Origin of the sequence: Lentibacillus jeotgali (genome assembly GCF_000224785.1) — a bacterium.
Lineage (GTDB): Bacteria > Bacillota > Bacilli > Bacillales > Amphibacillaceae > Lentibacillus > Lentibacillus jeotgali.
In genome coordinates this window covers 147,486-164,932 of record NZ_AGAV01000019.1, presented here as the reverse complement: position 1 = coordinate 164,932, position 17,447 = coordinate 147,486, and the positions used below count along the sequence as shown (strand labels likewise).

Sequence of the window (17,447 nt, the reverse complement as noted above, 5' to 3'; positions counted from 1 at the left end):
ACATGACCTATTTGCGCGAAACACCGTGGGATAAGCGGAACTTTAATATCAATACATATGAACTGATGAGCACAAACGAGGAAGCACTCCGGGAAACGGATGAAAATAAAGGTCATTACACATTGAAAGTGGGACCCCTTGAAAATCCTGAGCCATTTCTCCGGCATGGTTTTTATTATGTTGATACATTAATTGAGCCGGTTTGCAAAAAAGAGAATCTGACGCTATTTGAGAAGGAAGAGCTCAGTCTATCCCGAACCTATGACCGTGATGCGATTCTGGCTATTGCTGAAGAAGCATTCGTTCATGGACGCTTCCACCGTGACTTCAACATTCCGGATTCGCTGGCTGATAAACGATACATGAACTGGGTGAACGATTTACTGGATGCCGGGAAGATTATTGCATTGAAATACGGCGATGATACAGCCGGATTTTACGGGTTTGACAATGATAAAGTCCTGCTGCTCGGGATACGTGAGGAGTACCGCAGCAGAGGACTTGCCAAGGCATATACCAGTCTGGCGTGCCAGGATCAGTTCCAAGCCGGATATGACGAACTGAAGACGTCCATATCAGCTGCCAATGTCGCGTCTTTGAATTTGTTTTACGCGCTTGGCTTCCGTCTGCGGAATACGATTGACGTCTACCATAAACTTAATGGCGAGGTATTGTAATGGGATACCTATATATATTCGGAACAGTCATCTTCACCGTTTATGGACAGCTCGTTTTAAAGTGGCAGGTTGATCAGGCAGGTGCTCTACCGCAGGCATTATTGGATAAATTTCTTTTCCTGCTTCAGCTTTTACTGAACCCGTGGATTATTTCCGGGTTCACTTCTGCGTTTTTGGCCGCTTTATTCTGGATGGCAGCGATGACCAAATTTAATATCAGTTTTGCTTATCCGTTTATGAGTCTTTCGTTTGTGCTCGTATTCATCCTATCTGCTTTCCTGTTTGGCGATCCGGTAACCGTACAAAAAGTTGTAGGACTTGGCCTGATTGTCGCCGGTATCGTCGTAACAAGTCAATCACTGTGAGGTGTTTTCAAATGATACCCTTTAATAAGCCATGTTATATTGGAAAAGAAGAAACTGCAATGCATGAAGCCATTACGAATCAAAAACTTTCCGGCAATGGACCATTCAATAAAAAATGTACCTCCTGGCTGGAGGACTATCTTAGCTGTGAGCGGGCAATCCTAACCCCCTCTTGCACGGCAGCGCTGGAGATGGCAGCACTTCTGACCGATACAGGACCGGGTGATGAAATCATTATGCCCTCCTATACCTTTGTCTCAACAGCAAATGCGTTTGCATTGAGAGGGGCGGCTATCCGATTTGTTGATGTAAAACACGAAACAATGAACATATCGCCTGATGCCATTGAAGCGGCCATCACTGAACATACGAAAGCGATTGTCGTTGTCCATTATGCTGGCGTCAGCTGCGATATGAATACGATTATGGATATCGCCAGCCGTCATGGTCTATGGGTGATTGAAGATGCCGCACAAGCCCTGACCAGTACATATCATGACAGAAAGCTCGGCACCATCGGTCATTTCGGCACGTTCAGCTTTCACGATACAAAAAATGTCATATGCGGTGAAGGCGGCGCGTTGATCGTGAATCACCCCGACGCCGTTGAACGGGCTGAGATCCTGCAGGAGAAAGGGACAAACCGGCAGCAATTTGTAAAAGGAATGGTTGATAAATATACATGGCGTGATATCGGTTCTTCCTATCTGTTAAGCGAACTGAACGCAGCGTATCTTTCCGTCCAGCTGGAGCACGCTGATCAGATTATGGCCGACAGACTTCGGACATGGCAGAAATATTATGATGGACTCCGGGACATTAAGACGATTTCGCTCCCCTTTATCCCGGGTAATTGCACACATAATGGTCATTTATTTTACATTAAAACAGACCGGCGTTCCGAATTAATGGATTATCTGAGAGAACAGGGGATCATGGCTGTATCGCATTATGTCCCGCTCCATTCATCCGAAGCTGGGCAACTATTTGGCCAATTCGCCGGAAATGATGTTTATACGACGGCTGAAAGTAATAAACTCCTCCGTCTCCCTTTATATTATGGAATAAAAGAAAAGGATGTGGATCATGTCATCAGCCATATCAAACATTTTTTCAAACTATAAACATATCCTAATGGCCTGTCTGGTGATAGCTGTTTATTTGTCACCCTATTACATTTTGGGCGAGGACACCCATATTCGTGTCCACGACAATATGGATTCAAATATAGTCTGGTATAAACTGCTGGCAGAAAGCGGACAATTTTTTTCGATGTCCGAGCTGCCAAATGTCATCAATGGGCTGCCCCGCAGTACCCTTGCCACACCATTTGACATAATGGTGTGGTTCTATACACTGTTTGAACCGATGACCGCCTACACAATCGGTCAGACGATTATGCGATTTGCCGGATTTTTCGGGATGTATCTGCTGCTGCGGCGGTTTATCAGCTCAAAATGGATTGTTGCTGGGGTCTCTGTGGCTTTTGCTATGCTCCCCTTTTGGCCGTCAGGGCTCTTATCGATTGCTGGGCTGCCACTTGCACTCTATCTATTCTTGTCCATCCGGGATAGAAGCTGGCGGGCACCATGGTATCACTGGCTGACGCTGATGCTAATTCCATTTTTCTCAAACTTTATATTAACATTTGTCTTTTTCCTCGGGCTGATGGGTGTTATCTGGCTGGTGGATTGGATTCGTTTCAAACACAGCAACTGGGCGTTATTCACGGCTGTTGCTGCAATGACAACTATTTATCTAATTAAAAACTACATGATTATTTATTCCATGTTTATAAATAGTGGCTTTACGTCCCATCGCGATGCTCTCGATTTGGGACACAACAGTCTGATGGGAACCATCCGCCTGTTTTTCGAAAACTTTCTAACTGGGCATACACATGACATGGCGATTCATACATATATCATCCTGCCTGTTATCGGGATAGCATTTGTTGTAGCCATTTTCAATCGCTTGAGACCGACGCTGCTCGCTAGTCTGCTTCTGTTCAATGCGGCACTTTCCCTCTGGTATGCATTCTGGTACTGGGAAGGCTGGCGCATTGTCAAAGATAACGTGATGCTCGCCAATACATTCAACTTCAGCCGGATTCATTTTTTGGATCCGATGGTCTGGTATATCTGCTTTGCCTTAGCGCTATGGCTTTTATGGAAACATCTGCGATTTGGGAAAACCATTGTCGTCCTTCTGATCATCGCTCAATGTGTGAGTGTGTTCTGGCTGAATGAAGAATTGAAATACGAGCGTCTCGGAATGCCGACATACGAAGAATTTTATTCCGAAGAACTGTTTGAATCGATCGAGGAGTACATTGGAAAGGATCAGTCGGAATACAGGGTGGTGAGCATTGCCATGCATCCAACTATCGCACAATTTAACGGTTTTTACACACTGGATACGTATAATAACAGTTATCCGCTGGAATACAAGCAGCGGTTCAGAGAAATTATAGCCCCGGAACTCGACAAAAATCCAACGCTGGAAAGTTATGTTGATACGTGGGGCGGCCGTTTATATATGTATGTTGCTGAACTTGGCAAGAATTATATCTTTAAGAAAAACAGTAATGAGGTTCTCGATAACCTGAATATCAATACGGATGCCCTCCGTGAGTTGGGCGGCGATTATGTGCTGTCAGCGCTGCCGATTGAAAATCATGAGGAAAACCAGCTAGCATTTGAGCGGAGCTTTGAAAATGACGAGTCGATTTATAAAATTTATTTGTACCGGGTTGAGGGTGAACCGTGGTATTTAAGATGATGCTGAATCTTGTCTGAAGGCGGCATACACTGATATGAATGAAATTGTGAGCTTCCTCCTACTTGCAAATATACTAAACAATCTTAATTGGGGCTTGGCCACTTGCGAGGAACGTATGCTGTATCGAAATGACTTGCAACGGGACGTGCATAAAGCACGAGGAGGCTCACCAGCCCCCTAAGGTGCGCGAAGTATATTTCCGGAGCGTGTTGTATCACTAACCATATTTTCTGCTTACATCAGATTATAAAAACTCTTTGGCTCAGCCCCTTCATTTTTTGTAATTCCAGAGCACTTTCCATTCACCTTCAACGTCAGTTACGAATACATTTTGCGTTATAGTGAAATTCCCGTACCTTCCTTTGAACACTTGTATGACGGGCACCTGATAAACGGTATCTATCGTGTCCGCATCATTTTCAAACGCCCAGTCCTCGATTTCCGTCGTTTCCCCAACCGAAAAACTAAAAGTATCCACACCAAAATGATCCATAAACACATGCGCACGATCCTGCAAGTAATCGATTTTGTCAAACTTCTCTTTCATTAATGGATGAAACATCTCCCACGAATCTGAAAAATTCCCGTCCTGTTCATACGCATAAAATGCTGAAGCCGCTTCAGCTGCTTGTTGTTCATTTGATTGATGTAAAAACAAAAACACTGCAGCACCACCGATTAACACGACAAGGATAACAGCTATTTTCCGCATCGAAGCCCTCCCGCAGATCTCTAATACCATTTTATTACGCAGACAGAAAAATCAGTACTGGCTTCACCGGGGAACTTTATGTCATTACAAAAGCTTATTTGCGCTTATGCCACAATTGCAAACCTAAACTTATCACTTTATATAAGTATTTAGTATGATTTAATTAGTATTCAAAAAACGGAGATTTGCACTAGCCGTTAAGACGGGATTTCGAACACATTTTGGAGGTGATTCACGTGTCAAGCGAAAAAACGATGGTCGAACAGCTAGCCGAATGGGCGCACAGTGTCGATTGGAATAGCCTCTCCGATGAGGCAAAGGAAGGATTGAAGGGGCGTGTACTGGATTCAGTCGGTACAGCAATCGGTGCACTTAATGGTGAACCGGTCAGAAATATTCGCCGGATGACAGAGCATCTCGGCGATGAATCACATGTCACGCTAATCGGCGGTGGCAAAACGACACCTGATTATGCTACATTTTACAACGGAGCGGCTGTCCGCTACCCTGACTTCAATGATTCATATCTAGCAAAAGAAGAAACCGGACACCCATCCAATAACATTGCACCTGTGTTAGCTGCTGCTGAGTATGCCGGTACGAGCGGAAAGGACTTCCTGCTGGCACTGGCCGTTGCTTATCAAGTGCAATGCCGTTTGTCAGATGTGGCACCTGCCCGGAAGCACGGTTTTGATCATACCGTGCAGGGGGCATACGGTGCTGCAGCCGGAGCGGCACGAGCAATGAAGCTTCATAGCAGCCAAATTGCCAATGCGATTTCAATCGCTGGCACAGGCTACAATTCACTCAGAGTAACGCGAACCGGTGAATTGTCAAATTGGAAAGGTCTCGCATATCCGAATACGGCAATGGGAGCAGTTCATGCAAGCATGCTTGCCAAGTACGGCATTACTGGTCCGAGGGAAGTTTTTGAAGGTAATAAAGGCCTTATGGATTCGATTGCAGACGATTTTACAATCAACTGGGAAAAAGAAGATCTTGAACGTGTTACCGATACAATCATCAAACGCTTCAATGCCGAAATTCACTCACAATCTTCCATTGAAGGTCTGCTTGAGATTCGGAGCCTCGAAAATATAAAACCGGAAAACATTAAAGAAATACGGCTCACAACTTTTGATGTTGCCTATAACATTATTGGTGGTGGCGAAGAAGGCAGCAAGAAATTGATCCGATACAAAGAAGAGGCCGATCATTCACTCCCGTATATGCTGGCAGCAGCCTATCTTGATGGTCAGGTTATGCCCGAACAATATGAACCGGAACGCATCATGCGTGATGACATCCAGGATCTGCTGCAAAAAGTTGACGTTCAACCGAATGATGAATACAGCAGCCGCTTCCCGGATGAAATGGCATGCCGGATCGAACTTGAAACACAAGACGGACGGATTTTTAATGTTGAAAAACGCGATTACCAGGGCTTCAAAACACAGCCTGCCAGCTGGGATGTCCTGATGGAAAAATATAATAAACTGACACGGGACATCGACAGTACACTCGCTGCAAAAATTGCGGATACTATTAAGAATCTGGAAAATGTGCACATCAGCGAATTAACGGAAACTATGGACCTGAAGTCAACGTGTTTGTTGATCACAGCCAGATCGTCCAGCTGGAGGTGCTCCGCCGCGGCATCTGGGGCACCAAGGACTTGTGGGGACGTGTCATTACGTTTAATGAAGATGAATAAGTATACTGGAGCTGTTGACAACCGGGCACAATTTAGTGCCCGGTTGTTTTTTGGTTTACGGAAGCCGCTTGCAATATATAAAGCTATCGCGCGAATTAATGTGAATAAGCCCCTCATTCAACCCTCTCCATTTCTCAAACGGTTAAGGTTTCGTTATAATAGACAGCAGATTATTTTGAATACGTCATTGTCCGCGAAGGAGGGCTGTACATGAATCAAACAATTCGCGATGTATGTATGATTATCATTGGATCGTTTATATTTGCAATCGGAGTTAATTATTTCGCCATCCCGAACCGATTATCGGAAGGCGGTGTCATCGGGATAACCATTGTCACCTATTATCTGTTCGATTGGTCCCCCGGCATTGTTAACTTTGTGCTGAACTCCTCACTGGTCGCATTCGGCTATAAGTTTTTTGAAAAACGTGTCACTATCTATACGATTCTCGGCATTATTTTCACATCCCTGTTCTTGCATATCACCGTCGATTGGGGATCTGAGATCAATGATGACATGCTGTTGGCAGCCTTGTTCGCAGGCCTTGGGGTGGGTCTCGGCCTTGGTCTGATTTTCCGGTCAGGAGGGACATCAGGTGGATCAGCCATCCTTGCCCGGCTCGCCAGCCAGGCATTTGGATGGACCATCGGCAAGGGCATGCTGATCATCGATATTGCTGTCATTGCCGGTTCAGCGTTTATTATCGGTCAGGAACGCGCTATGTACACACTTGTTTCCGTTTATGTCGGGGCAAAAATTATTGATGTTGTGGTCGAAGGTGCCAATGAACGAACAGCAGTCATGATTATTTCCAGCTCCCCTGACGAGGTTCTTGACGCTGTTACGAATAAAATGGCCCGCGGTATAACGGTATTGGAAGGACAAGGCGGTTATACCAGAGCACAGAGGGAAGTTCTCTACCTGGTCATCAGCCGGTATGAAATAGTACCGTTTCGAAAAATCATCACCGACATTGACCCAGATGCATATGTCACCGTTCATCCCGTCCAGGAAATTTTCCGGAAAGGCTATAAGGGGAGGTAACTGACGAGGTTTAATGTGCCATTCATAAGATGAATTTCTATTCGGGCGGGGATTTTCTTTTCGGGGTGAAGTTTTCTTTCTCGAGCTGAAGTTTTCACTCTTGGCCGGGACCTCCTTCTCAAAATATCCAAACCATTAGCAGAAAAAAGTCCTTTCACTTTTCTGTTTGGAGTGAAAGGACTTTTTCATTAACCGCCATATTCGATTGGTGAACCCGGACCAAGCGGAATGCCGAGAAGCATCCATACGACCAGCATGAGGGTCCATGAAATCAGGAAGAAAATTGAATATGGCAGCATGACGGAAATCATCGTACCAATACCCATTTTCTTATCATATTTTTGTGCAAACGCAATGATGACCGCAAAGTATGTCATCAACGGCGTGATGATATTTGTCGATGAGTCCGCCACACGGTAAGCCATCTGAGTCAACTCCGGCGAATAGCCGAGCTGCATCATAATCGGTACGAAGATCGGTGCCATCATAGCCCATTTGGCAGAAGCACTTCCGATGAACAGGTTAATAAACCCAGTTAACAGGACAAACATCAGGATTAATGGTATGCCCGTTAAGTTGATGCTGTTGAGAAATTCTGCACCATATACACCGAGCACTGTACCCATATTGGATTCATTGAAGTAAGCAACGAATTGACCTGCTGTGAAGGCAAGAACGATAAACATCCCCATTGATGCCATCGTGTCGGACATTTGTGCTGCAACATCCTTATCGTTACGAATATTTTTCGTAACCATTCCGTACACAAGACCTGGAATGAAGAACAAAATCGCAATAATCGGTACCAGTGAATCCATAAACGGTGACTGAATGATCTGGTCCATATAATTGCCTTCCGTACCACGCAATGGCGCATTCTCTGGCAGCACGAGTAGCGCAGTCAATATAAGACCGACAGCCAAAGAAACTGCGGCCCAAATAATTCCTTTCTTTTCAGTCGAATTAAGCCCTTCAAGGGTGTCATCATTTACTGAGTCCTCAGCGTTTTCCCCTTTATATTCACCCAAACGTGGAATAACAATGCGTTCGGTTACCCACGTACCGATAAGCGTCAGCAAGAAAACGGAAGCTGCAATGAAGAACCAGTTCATGGCAATATTCATCGTTTCGGCGTAGGCTGGATCGATGGTTGACGCGGCAGCAATCGTCAATTCACCAAGCATCACATCTGTACCGGATAATACCAAGTTCGCGCTGAACCCGGCTGATACGCCGGCAAATGCGGCTGCCAGACCAGCTAACGGATGCCGTCCCATTGCTGCGAAAATCAATGCACCAAGTGGCGGCAGGACAACATAACCTGCGTCAGATGCCACACTTGACATGACACCTGCAAAAACAAGCCCAAGGGTGATAAAGCGGGTGGGCACTGATAAAACAAAACCGCGTAACAATGCACTGATCAAACCGGTCCGCTCAGCAACCCCAATCCCGAGCATCGTCACAAGCACAACACCCAACGGCGCGAAACCTATGAAGTTATCGGTCATGCTGCCAAAAATATATTCAAGTCCTTCAGCACTCAGTAAATTTTTAATTTCTACCATTTCGCCTTCTCCGCCCGGGTGCTCGACGCTGATTCCCAGCGGTTGCAAAGCGGCGGACAGCAAAAGCACCAGCCCGGCTAATATGGCAAATAGTGTTATAGGATGTGGCAATTTGTTCCCCAGCCACTCGACCCCGTCTAAAAAGCGCTGGAAGATCCCATTTTTCGGTTTATCCATTTCGTATTCTCCCCTGTTCGTTTTTTCAAATAATTTGGAATAACTGCAAGCGTTTTCTGCCCAAATTACATTATAAAGTGACAAGTTGTTAAATTAAACACATAAACGATAAATAAGATAAGTAAAATAGTTGGGAAGTTTATTTCAAGGTGGAATTATCTGAGAAGTAGCCAGTAGATTGAAATTTTCATAATTTAATAGCCATATACCGAAAAAAGAGCATGAATGCTCTCCCTTTTCTATAGCGATATTTTAAATATAGGCTCTTTCCGTAATTATTGTTGCTTCTTGGTAGTTGATATAAAATGCGATATAGTGAAAATTTGTGCGTTTAAACACCGCTTCGGAAATACACTACGCGCACCTTAGGGCGTCTGGTGAGCCTCCTCGTGCTTTATGCTCGTCGCGTTGCAAGTCATTTTGGTGCAGCATACGTCCTCGCAACTCGAAGCAGATTTGGTGGAGGCGGCACAAGATCGTGGGGTGCTCTGAAATTCGCGCGGGGATTGCATAAAATCGCGCATGGCTCTCCGAATTTCGCGCGAGGATTGTACAAAATCGCGCGACACCCTCTGAATTTCGCGCGGGGATTGCATAAAATCGCGAAATGGCTCTCCGAATTTCGCGCGAGAATTCCTTGTACTTAAATCGAGCTTCTATGCTTTACCAAGAAATCGTGAACAAAATACACTGCGCTAAAATAGCGTTTATTGGAGCGAAGGGCAGTTGACTCCTGCGGGAAAAGCAACTACCCGAAGCAGAAATCAACCCTGTCACTACGTCGCAGTTTATGGTTTTTGTCAAAAACAACGACCTTTTAGAAAACAGTTTTATTATAAAAGGCCTTTATGGTTCATCAAAACTGTCAGGATTTTTGCCGGTACGGTCATCCTGATTTAAATTACTAATTTGCTTCATTTCATCCTTCGTCAATTCAAAATCAAAAATGTCCGCGTTTTCCTTTATACGGTGTTCATGCGTAGTCTTCGGAATTGTAATAACATCATTTTGCACATCCCACCGTAAAATAACCTGTGCGCTGGTTTTCCCATATTTCTCAGACAGTTCCGCAATTACCGGTTCATCCATCAGTCTCCCCTTTTTCAGTGGGGACCACGCCTCAAGCTGTATGTTCTCCTGCTCGCAAAATGCTCTCAGTTCTTCCTGTGTCAGATGCGGATGATATTCCACCTGATCGATGACAGGTTTCACGCTGCTATCAGCCATCAGGTCCTTCAGGTGGTGAATATGGAAATTGCTGACACCAATCGCACGGACCTTTCCTTCCTCGTATAACTTTTCCATTGCTTTCCATGTATCTTTATACTTTCCTTTGACAGGCCAGTGGATGAGATATAAGTCAAGGTAATCCGTGCCGAGTTTTTCAAGACTATCTTCAAATGCCTGTAATGTATTTTCATAGCCCTGTTCATCATTCCAGACTTTTGAGGTAACAAAAATCTCTTCCCTTGGGATGCCGGATTCTTTTATACCCTGTCCAACACCCCTTTCATTGTCATAAAAAGAGGCTGTATCAATGCTTCGATAGCCGTTATTTAAAGCTGCCTTAACAGATTCGACGGTAACAGAACCGTCTTCAACTTTGTAGACACCCAAGCCGAAACCGGGTATTTTCACGCCGTTGTTTAACATAACCGTATCCTGAAGATTTCGAATCATGACTATTCCCTCCATATCTGCATACATGATTTAATTCATTCTCTTATTGTACAAAATATAAAACGACGGTACAAAGATCCGAAATATACAGCGTCAATTCTAGTATTCATTCTTAGACTATTATATATCGCCCGGACCAGTACTTTTTTACAGGAATAATGTAGATGCAATCAGCGGGGGTTTTCTTTTTACCCCACTGATTGTTAGTTAGTTGAACCGAATCGAGCATTTACTGACACCTATCCATTAGGCAATTCTGCTGTCAGCATCCGCGTATTTCTTCGCATGCCGGTTGCCCAAATAACGCAACAGAAAGAATTGAACAACAATACCGGTTATCAATAGTATCATGCTGCTTCCAATAAAAGAATAGCTCAAATATAAGACGCCTGCAATACCAGCCGGGACGAGTGCATATGGCGCTTGTGTATTCACATGAGCGATGTGATCTGATTCTGCAAATATGGATGCCATGACCGTTGTATCCGAAATTGGCGAAACATGGTCACCAAAAATCGATCCGGCAAAAATAGCCCCGATGGCTATTGGTATAAGTTCTTCACCGCCAAACGTAAATGCAAGCGGAATTGCAATTGGTGTTAAAATCGACATCGTCCCCCACGAGGTACCGGTCGCAAAGGAAATAAACATGGCAATAACGAAAATCAGGAATGGTAACAGTGCTGCCGTCATCCAGCTTTCTGTCGCAGCCACAACAAATTCGGCCGTGCCAAGTTCGGATGTTACCGTTCCAATGGACCAGGCCAGAATAATGATAATCAGAGCCGGAAGCATCGTCCGTATACCACCAAGCAATGTATCCTCAACATCTTTTAGACTCATGCGCTGTATCAGTGCCTGAATCAGTCCCACCAGTGTCATGGCGAAAGCTCCCCATGTCAAGGCAACAGAAACGTCGGTATCTTCCAGCGCAGCCATAATGGATTTTCCTTCAGGTCCGCCGCCTGAATACCAGAGCCCCCACATACTCACGCCAATCAGTGCAACCAGCGGCAGGATAAAGTTCCAGACACTGCCATCTTTGTTGTGCGGTTCACCCAGATCCTGATCAACTGACGACAAAGGTGTCGAGCCATCCGGTATCAGCTTGCCTGTCTTCTGAGCACGTTCTTCAGCTTTTGCCATCGGTCCGAAATCCTTGCCGGCAATAATCATCGGAACAGCCAACAGACAGAGAATCGCATAAAAATTCCATGGGATTGATTGTAAAAAGGCACCGTATGGCTGCAGCCCGACGATACTGAGACTGGCAAACGCACCGGCGATCAAGGATACCTGAAACCCGATCCAGTCTGATACCGGCCCAATGGTTGCTATCGGAGCGGCGGTTGAATCCAATACATATGACAATTTTTCCCTCGAGATCTTATGTTTAGCAGCGATGTCTTTTGAGGCATTTCCAACGATAACAGAGTTTACATAGTCATTAAAAAATATGATAAGTCCTAAAAAATACGACAAAAACTGGACTCTTTTTGCTGTCGTCAATTTTTTCCGCAAAACGTTAATAAGACCTTGAGATCCCCCTGTCTTAAACATAAATGCAGCTCCACAGCCAAGCATTGCGGTCATCACAAGGAAGCGGGCATTCCACGGATCAACCATCACATCTTTCATCCATGTAAACGTCATGCCCACCGCCGCAAACGGATCCCCTCCTGCAGCGATTAACCCGCCCACCCAGATACTGATAAACAATGATAGCAGTACGCGCTTGGTAACGATTGCCAGCACAACAGCGACTATCGGCGGTATAACGGATAAAAAGTCCATTGTTTACCCTCCTTTTTAATTTAATGAATTTTCAGAATATATTATGATTATATACTTATTTATAAACTCTTTCAACTCTTTCTTTCAGCCCTGCCAGCACTTCATCAACGATGCTGTCCATCCAGCCGGCTATTTCACGCGCAGAAATAGCATCACCTGCCTGCCTCCCCATCAGAATAACTTCATCACCATCAGCTGCATCCGCAATATGTGTCACATCAATTAGCGTTTGATCCAGTGACACTTCACCGATTATTTCAGCACGTCTGCCGTGTACAAGCATTTGTCCGTTATTGGAGAGCGCCCGGTGATAGCCATCACCATGCCCAATCGGTATGACAGCTATTTTCTCATAGCCTTTTGTTACATAGCTGCCGCCGTATCCGATAGGTGTCCCCGGGGGGAGTTCACGTACATGCAGGATACGTGATTTCAGGGACATAACCGGTTTTAACGAAATCATGTGATCCTGTCGACCCTCGGGAGGATAGCCAAATAACGCAATCCCCGGTCTGACCATATCAAGATGCATATCCTCCCGTTCAATGGCAATCGTTGATCCGCCGGCATGCCGAACGGGAAAATGATAGCCATGCCTCTTAAGCTTTGCTATCGTTCCCATAAATAAAGCAAATTGATCTTCAGTTGTCTTCCACTCGCCCTCATCTGCACTGGAGAAATGCGTGTAAATCCCTTCCCATTCCAGTCCAGGCAATTCATAACACAGGCGGCAAAATTCCAAAGCCCGATTCGGATCAATACCAAACCGGTGAAGGCCGGTGTCAATTTTAAGGTGGGCTGATACCATCTTATTCTGTGCCACAGCTTCCCTGCTCAGGGCATTTGCCAGCTCAAGCGAAGATATTGAAGCAGTCAGATCGTATGCAACAGCATCTGCTGCCTGCCAGCTCATGATGGAGCTCAAAATGTGAATGGGGACATCAATTCCATTCGCCCGAAGCTGCGCACCTTCTTCAACCATTGTCACACCAAGGCGGTCCGCTCCTGCTTGGACGGCTGCTTGCCCAATAGGGACGACACCGTGTCCATAGGCATTTGTTTTGATAACAGCCATGAGTCTGCTGTTTCCTGCAAAATGCTTCAAAGTCCTTACATTTTCCCGAAATGCACCCAGATCCACTTCAGCTACAGTCGGACCATAGGCCGTTAATGTTGACGGATGTGACAAAAAACAGCCCCCCCCTTTTAGAGTCGGATCATTCAACAGAGAACCTGATTTCTACCCTCATGCTTTGTTTCTGGCACCCACCTCATATAGTGATCGGAATTGCTGTAAGATTTGTTTTGTTATCTTGCCGGGTTTTCCGTTGCCAATCGTCTGATCATCGATTTTTAAAATCGGGATAATATCCATTTTAGTGGCAGATACAAATACTTCATCCGCGTTCAGCAAATCATCGACTGTATACGTCTGTTCATTCACATTGATATTCAGCTCATCGCATAATTGAATAATTTTTCTCCTTGTAATGCCATTTAATATATAGTTGTCAGCCGGGTGTGTATAAAGCTCACCACCTGTAACCATAAAAACATTCGATGCGCTTGCTTCTGTAACGGTGCCGCCACGGTGCAAAATAGCTTCAACGGCGTTATTTTCAACCGCTTTTTGTTTAGCCATGACGTTTGGAAGCAGATTAAGTGTCTTAATGTCACAACGAAGCCAGCGAATATCTTCGGCAAGGACTGCAGTGGCACCCTGGTCTTCAACATCCGGCTCACGTTCTTCCTCACGTGTATAGGCCACCGTTACAGCTGGTGTCTGGGAAGCCGGAAATCCGTGTTCACGGGAGGCAATGCCGCGTGAAACCTGCATATAAATAATGCCTTCTTCAAGTCCGTTCGCCTCCACCAGCTTTTCGAGATTGCTTTTTAATTCACTGGTCGAAGCGGGTAATGTCAGCCGAAGTTCACGGGCACTTCTTTCCAGCCGCTCCATGTGTTCATCCATCATCAGCGGCTCGCCATCGTAGACACCGATAACTTCATAAATGCCATCACCGAACTGATAACCGCGATCCTCAATATCAATAACGTTATCCCGTTCCATGATCTGGTCATTGTATAGCATCTGACTCATATAAAATACCTCCTCTATTAAGTATCACGTCAACAGCGTGACGGTCCTGCACGAAAAAAACTACTCCGGGATTGCATCGGAATATTTCTTCATAACATTCAGCATCGTTGCTGTATCAACACTGCATCCGCTGATGACAACAACCGCCCGGGACCCCAGGTTGATGCGATTATTTAAAATCGCTCCGATACCGGAAGCTGCCGCACCTTCAACCATCATGCGATGTTTATCAAGCATGAAGGCCATCCCCTGGGCAATTTGATCATCACCAAGCAGTTGAATGTCGTCAACATACTGCTGCACCATATCAAATGTATAACGGTTGTTTAATCCGATTCCGCCCAGCAGACTGTCAGCCAGCGTATCCTGCTCCTCCACTGCAACCGGCTTTCCCTGTTGAATGCTTTTATACATGGCAGGTCCCCTGTCTGTTGAAATACCAAGAACCTTGATAGCCGGATCAGCAGATTTCAATGCGACACCCAATCCTGAGTGCATACCGCCTCCGGACAATCCCGCGACGACTGTGTCAATATCAGGCATATCTTCCAGCAGTTCAAGCCCGATCGTCCCCTGACCGGCGATAATATGAGGGTCATCAAACGGATGAACGACAGTGAGACCGTGCTCTTCTTCCAGCTGATAACTGCGCTGTTCAGCATCATCCTGTGAATCACCATAAATCTCGATCTGTGCACCGGAACTTTTTAACGCGTCAACTTTTGCTTTTGGCACCCGACTTGAAATGCAAATGATGGCTTTCATACCGAGCTGTTTAGCAATGTAGGCAACACTCATCCCATAATTGCCTGTCGAAAACGTTGTCACACCGCGCTTTCGCTCTTCATGTGATAAACTGAGAATCTTGTTTGCCGCTCCTCTGATTTTAAACGAATTGCTGACATTCAGATTTTCCAGTTTTAAATGAATTGGCGTTCCCGCATATTCTGATAGTTTCTCAGAATAAATAAGTGGGGATTTTGACACAATCGGCGAGATGCGCTGCTTTGCTGCCCAGACATCATGCTGGGTGACGCGTTTTCTTGTCATGCTATACCCCCTTTGCAACGATCAGGATGATTATTGCGCGAATCGCGGCTTTTGCCGTCTGTTTCACCCTGCATCACTTTTCTCACTTAAAAACCGCCGAGATGCTTCTGTTAAAATGGAGACGCCTATTGGCAATACATTTTCGTCAATATCAAAATTTGGTGTGTGCAGATCGCGGGTTTTGTCATCACCAACAGCACACCCGACAAAAAACATAGCTCCCGGTACCGTCCGGGTCATATGGGCAAAATCCTCACCACCCAGTCCAAACGGCTGATCAAGAATTTTAAAATGAGGATACAGATCTTTTAATGTCTCTCTGAACGTTTGGTTCACATTCTTATCATTATACAGGGCGGGATCTTCAGGCTTTATCGTCAATTGGTAATCGCCATCCAGAGATCTGACCACGGAAAAAGCCTTTTCCAGTTCTTTGTGAAGCATCTCACGCACATCTGGATGATAACTGCGAATCGTTCCTTTAATATGAACTTCAGAGGGGATTACATTACTGGCGGAACCACTTTGAATGCTGCCAACACTTATAACTGCCGAATCAAGCGGTGAGATTCGGCGGGCAACAATCCCGTGAAGTGCCTGCAGCACCGGACCAAGCATCCAGACCGGATCTTTCCCCAGATGCGGATAAGCGCCATGACCGCCGCTTCCAGTAACCACCGCCTCAAAGACATCAACATTTGCCATACTGTAGCCATCATGAACCTTAAAATGGCCAAGTTGATCTTCAGGGCTCATGTGAAGCGCCAGCACGTAATCGACATCATCCAGAGCACCTGCCTTAATCATATAAGGCGCCCCGGTCGATCCATAAGCATCCGCCATTTCCTCGGCGGGCTGAAACAGAAATTTAACCGTGCCTTCAAGCTCTCCGGTCTGAAACAACCCCCCTATTAAACTGGCAGCACCCAAGCCAATTGCCGAATGGGCATCATGACCGCATGCATGCATAACACCGTCATGAACCGATTTGTAATGGCATTCATTCTCTTCCTGAATCGGCAAGGCATCCATATCCGCCCGAATCGCAACGGTTGAGCCGTCCCCTGAGGAAAGCGTTCCCATAACAGCTGTGGAATAGCCCTTTTCTGTTTCCACCTGCATACCGGGAATTTTCTTAAGCGTCTCAGCGATAATGCGTGACGTTTCCACTTCCTCAAAACTTAATTCCGGGAACCTGTGAAAATGCTGCCGCCACGCTGTTAACTGTTCAAACATAGACTGTGCCCTTGTTTGTATATCATTATATGTTATAGCCATTTAATCCCCCCTGCCACATCATCAACTACAACAAGATGAGATGGAATCGGCTATATGCCGATTCCAAATGTTTTACAAGATAGTTGACTCTCAATCAGATCAGCTGACAGATGCGATTGCCGTCATTTCCACATCCGTTTCAAGAAGCTGGCTGCCAATTGTTATACGTGCTGGCTTTACGTCAACATCCTCGAAATAAGATTCATAGGCTTTGTTGAATTCCCGGACTGTTTCTTCATTCAAATTGGATAAATGACAGGTCACATAGACCAAATCTGACAAACCGGCATCCTTTTCTGCTAGTATATTGTTTATATTATCCAGACTGGCAGCGGTTTGTGCTGCAATTGAGGTACCGACTAAGTCACCATCTGGCTTCACACCGTCCTGTCCGGAAACAAAGATAAGCGATTCTGTCTTTACGCCCTGAGAATAAGGACCGCTCGGTTTTGGAGCGTTCAACGTTTCAATAACCTCTTTCACTTGGCAACACTCCTTTTCTGCCG

At 45.5% G+C, this 17,447-nt stretch carries 15 protein-coding genes; 6 read left to right on the top strand and 9 right to left on the bottom strand.

All coding sequences use genetic code 11. The features are described from left to right. Positions 1-2 precede the first annotated feature (2 nt). From ON01_RS16220 to ON01_RS16205, 4 genes are read left to right on the top strand one after another with little or no spacing between them, the layout of a single operon-like run. On the top strand, positions 3-677 hold the full coding sequence (locus tag ON01_RS16220) for a GNAT family N-acetyltransferase (protein WP_010532059.1): 675 nt from the start codon (positions 3-5) through the stop codon (positions 675-677). After that, complete coding sequence (locus ON01_RS16215; RefSeq protein WP_010532058.1) at positions 677-1,042, top strand: EamA family transporter; 366 nt, start codon at positions 677-679, stop codon at positions 1,040-1,042. Before ON01_RS16220 ends, ON01_RS16215 begins: the two co-directional genes overlap by 1 nt. An 11-nt stretch (positions 1,043-1,053) precedes the next feature. Further along, complete coding sequence (gene rffA, locus ON01_RS16210) at positions 1,054-2,166, top strand: dTDP-4-amino-4,6-dideoxygalactose transaminase (RefSeq protein WP_010532057.1); 1,113 nt, start codon at positions 1,054-1,056, stop codon at positions 2,164-2,166. Beyond that, the gene (locus tag ON01_RS16205; RefSeq protein WP_010532056.1) at positions 2,129-3,823 is read left to right on the top strand and encodes a DUF6044 family protein; all 1,695 of its coding nucleotides are present in this window, start codon (positions 2,129-2,131) and stop codon (positions 3,821-3,823) included. The genes rffA and ON01_RS16205 overlap by 38 nt, the downstream gene beginning before the upstream one ends. Before the next feature lie 271 nt (positions 3,824-4,094). On the opposite strand, the gene ON01_RS16200 is transcribed toward ON01_RS16205, so the two are convergent. Next, entirely contained in the window at positions 4,095-4,535 is a 441-nt protein-coding gene (locus ON01_RS16200; protein ID WP_010532055.1) for a hypothetical protein, read from the bottom strand. A 236-nt stretch (positions 4,536-4,771) separates the two neighbouring features. On the opposite strand from ON01_RS16200, the gene ON01_RS16195 reads away from it, so the two are divergent. Further along, positions 4,772-6,463: an MmgE/PrpD family protein gene (locus ON01_RS16195; protein ID WP_010532054.1), complete on the top strand. Its 1,692-nt coding sequence runs from the start codon at positions 4,772-4,774 to the stop codon at positions 6,461-6,463. Beyond that, positions 6,460-7,293 carry a YitT family protein gene (locus ON01_RS16190; RefSeq protein WP_010532053.1) on the top strand — a complete coding sequence of 278 codons (834 nt, stop codon included), beginning with the start codon at positions 6,460-6,462 and terminating at the stop codon, positions 7,291-7,293. The genes ON01_RS16195 and ON01_RS16190 overlap by 4 nt, the downstream gene beginning before the upstream one ends. A gap of 188 nt (positions 7,294-7,481) precedes the next feature. Here ON01_RS16190 and ON01_RS16185 read toward each other — a convergent pair whose 3' ends face one another. The 8 genes from ON01_RS16185 to ON01_RS16150 form a co-directional block, all read right to left on the bottom strand. Continuing rightward, complete coding sequence (locus ON01_RS16185; RefSeq protein ID WP_010532052.1) at positions 7,482-9,038, bottom strand: AbgT family transporter; 1,557 nt, start codon at positions 9,036-9,038, stop codon at positions 7,482-7,484. Between the two features lie 846 nt (positions 9,039-9,884). After that, complete coding sequence (locus tag ON01_RS16180; RefSeq protein WP_010532051.1) at positions 9,885-10,718, bottom strand: aldo/keto reductase; 834 nt, start codon at positions 10,716-10,718, stop codon at positions 9,885-9,887. A 246-nt stretch (positions 10,719-10,964) separates the two neighbouring features. Continuing rightward, the gene (locus ON01_RS16175) at positions 10,965-12,512 is read right to left on the bottom strand and encodes a Na+/H+ antiporter NhaC family protein (protein ID WP_010532050.1); all 1,548 of its coding nucleotides are present in this window, start codon (positions 12,510-12,512) and stop codon (positions 10,965-10,967) included. A gap of 55 nt (positions 12,513-12,567) precedes the next feature. Next, positions 12,568-13,701, bottom strand: coding sequence for an alanine racemase (gene alr / locus ON01_RS16170; RefSeq protein ID WP_010532049.1), 1,134 nt, complete (start codon positions 13,699-13,701; stop codon positions 12,568-12,570). 57 nt (positions 13,702-13,758) lie between these two features. Continuing rightward, positions 13,759-14,613 carry a D-amino-acid transaminase gene (dat, locus tag ON01_RS16165; protein WP_010532048.1) on the bottom strand — a complete coding sequence of 285 codons (855 nt, stop codon included), beginning with the start codon at positions 14,611-14,613 and terminating at the stop codon, positions 13,759-13,761. A gap of 60 nt (positions 14,614-14,673) precedes the next feature. Continuing rightward, positions 14,674-15,663 (bottom strand): hydroxyectoine utilization dehydratase EutB, encoded by a 990-nt coding sequence (gene eutB, locus ON01_RS16160; RefSeq protein WP_010532047.1) that lies wholly within the window; start codon positions 15,661-15,663, stop codon positions 14,674-14,676. A gap of 63 nt (positions 15,664-15,726) precedes the next feature. Continuing rightward, on the bottom strand, positions 15,727-16,941 hold the full coding sequence (locus tag ON01_RS16155; RefSeq protein WP_010532046.1) for a M20 metallopeptidase family protein: 1,215 nt from the start codon (positions 16,939-16,941) through the stop codon (positions 15,727-15,729). A gap of 99 nt (positions 16,942-17,040) precedes the next feature. Further along, positions 17,041-17,424 carry a RidA family protein gene (locus ON01_RS16150; RefSeq protein ID WP_010532045.1) on the bottom strand — a complete coding sequence of 128 codons (384 nt, stop codon included), beginning with the start codon at positions 17,422-17,424 and terminating at the stop codon, positions 17,041-17,043. Positions 17,425-17,447 lie beyond the last annotated feature (23 nt).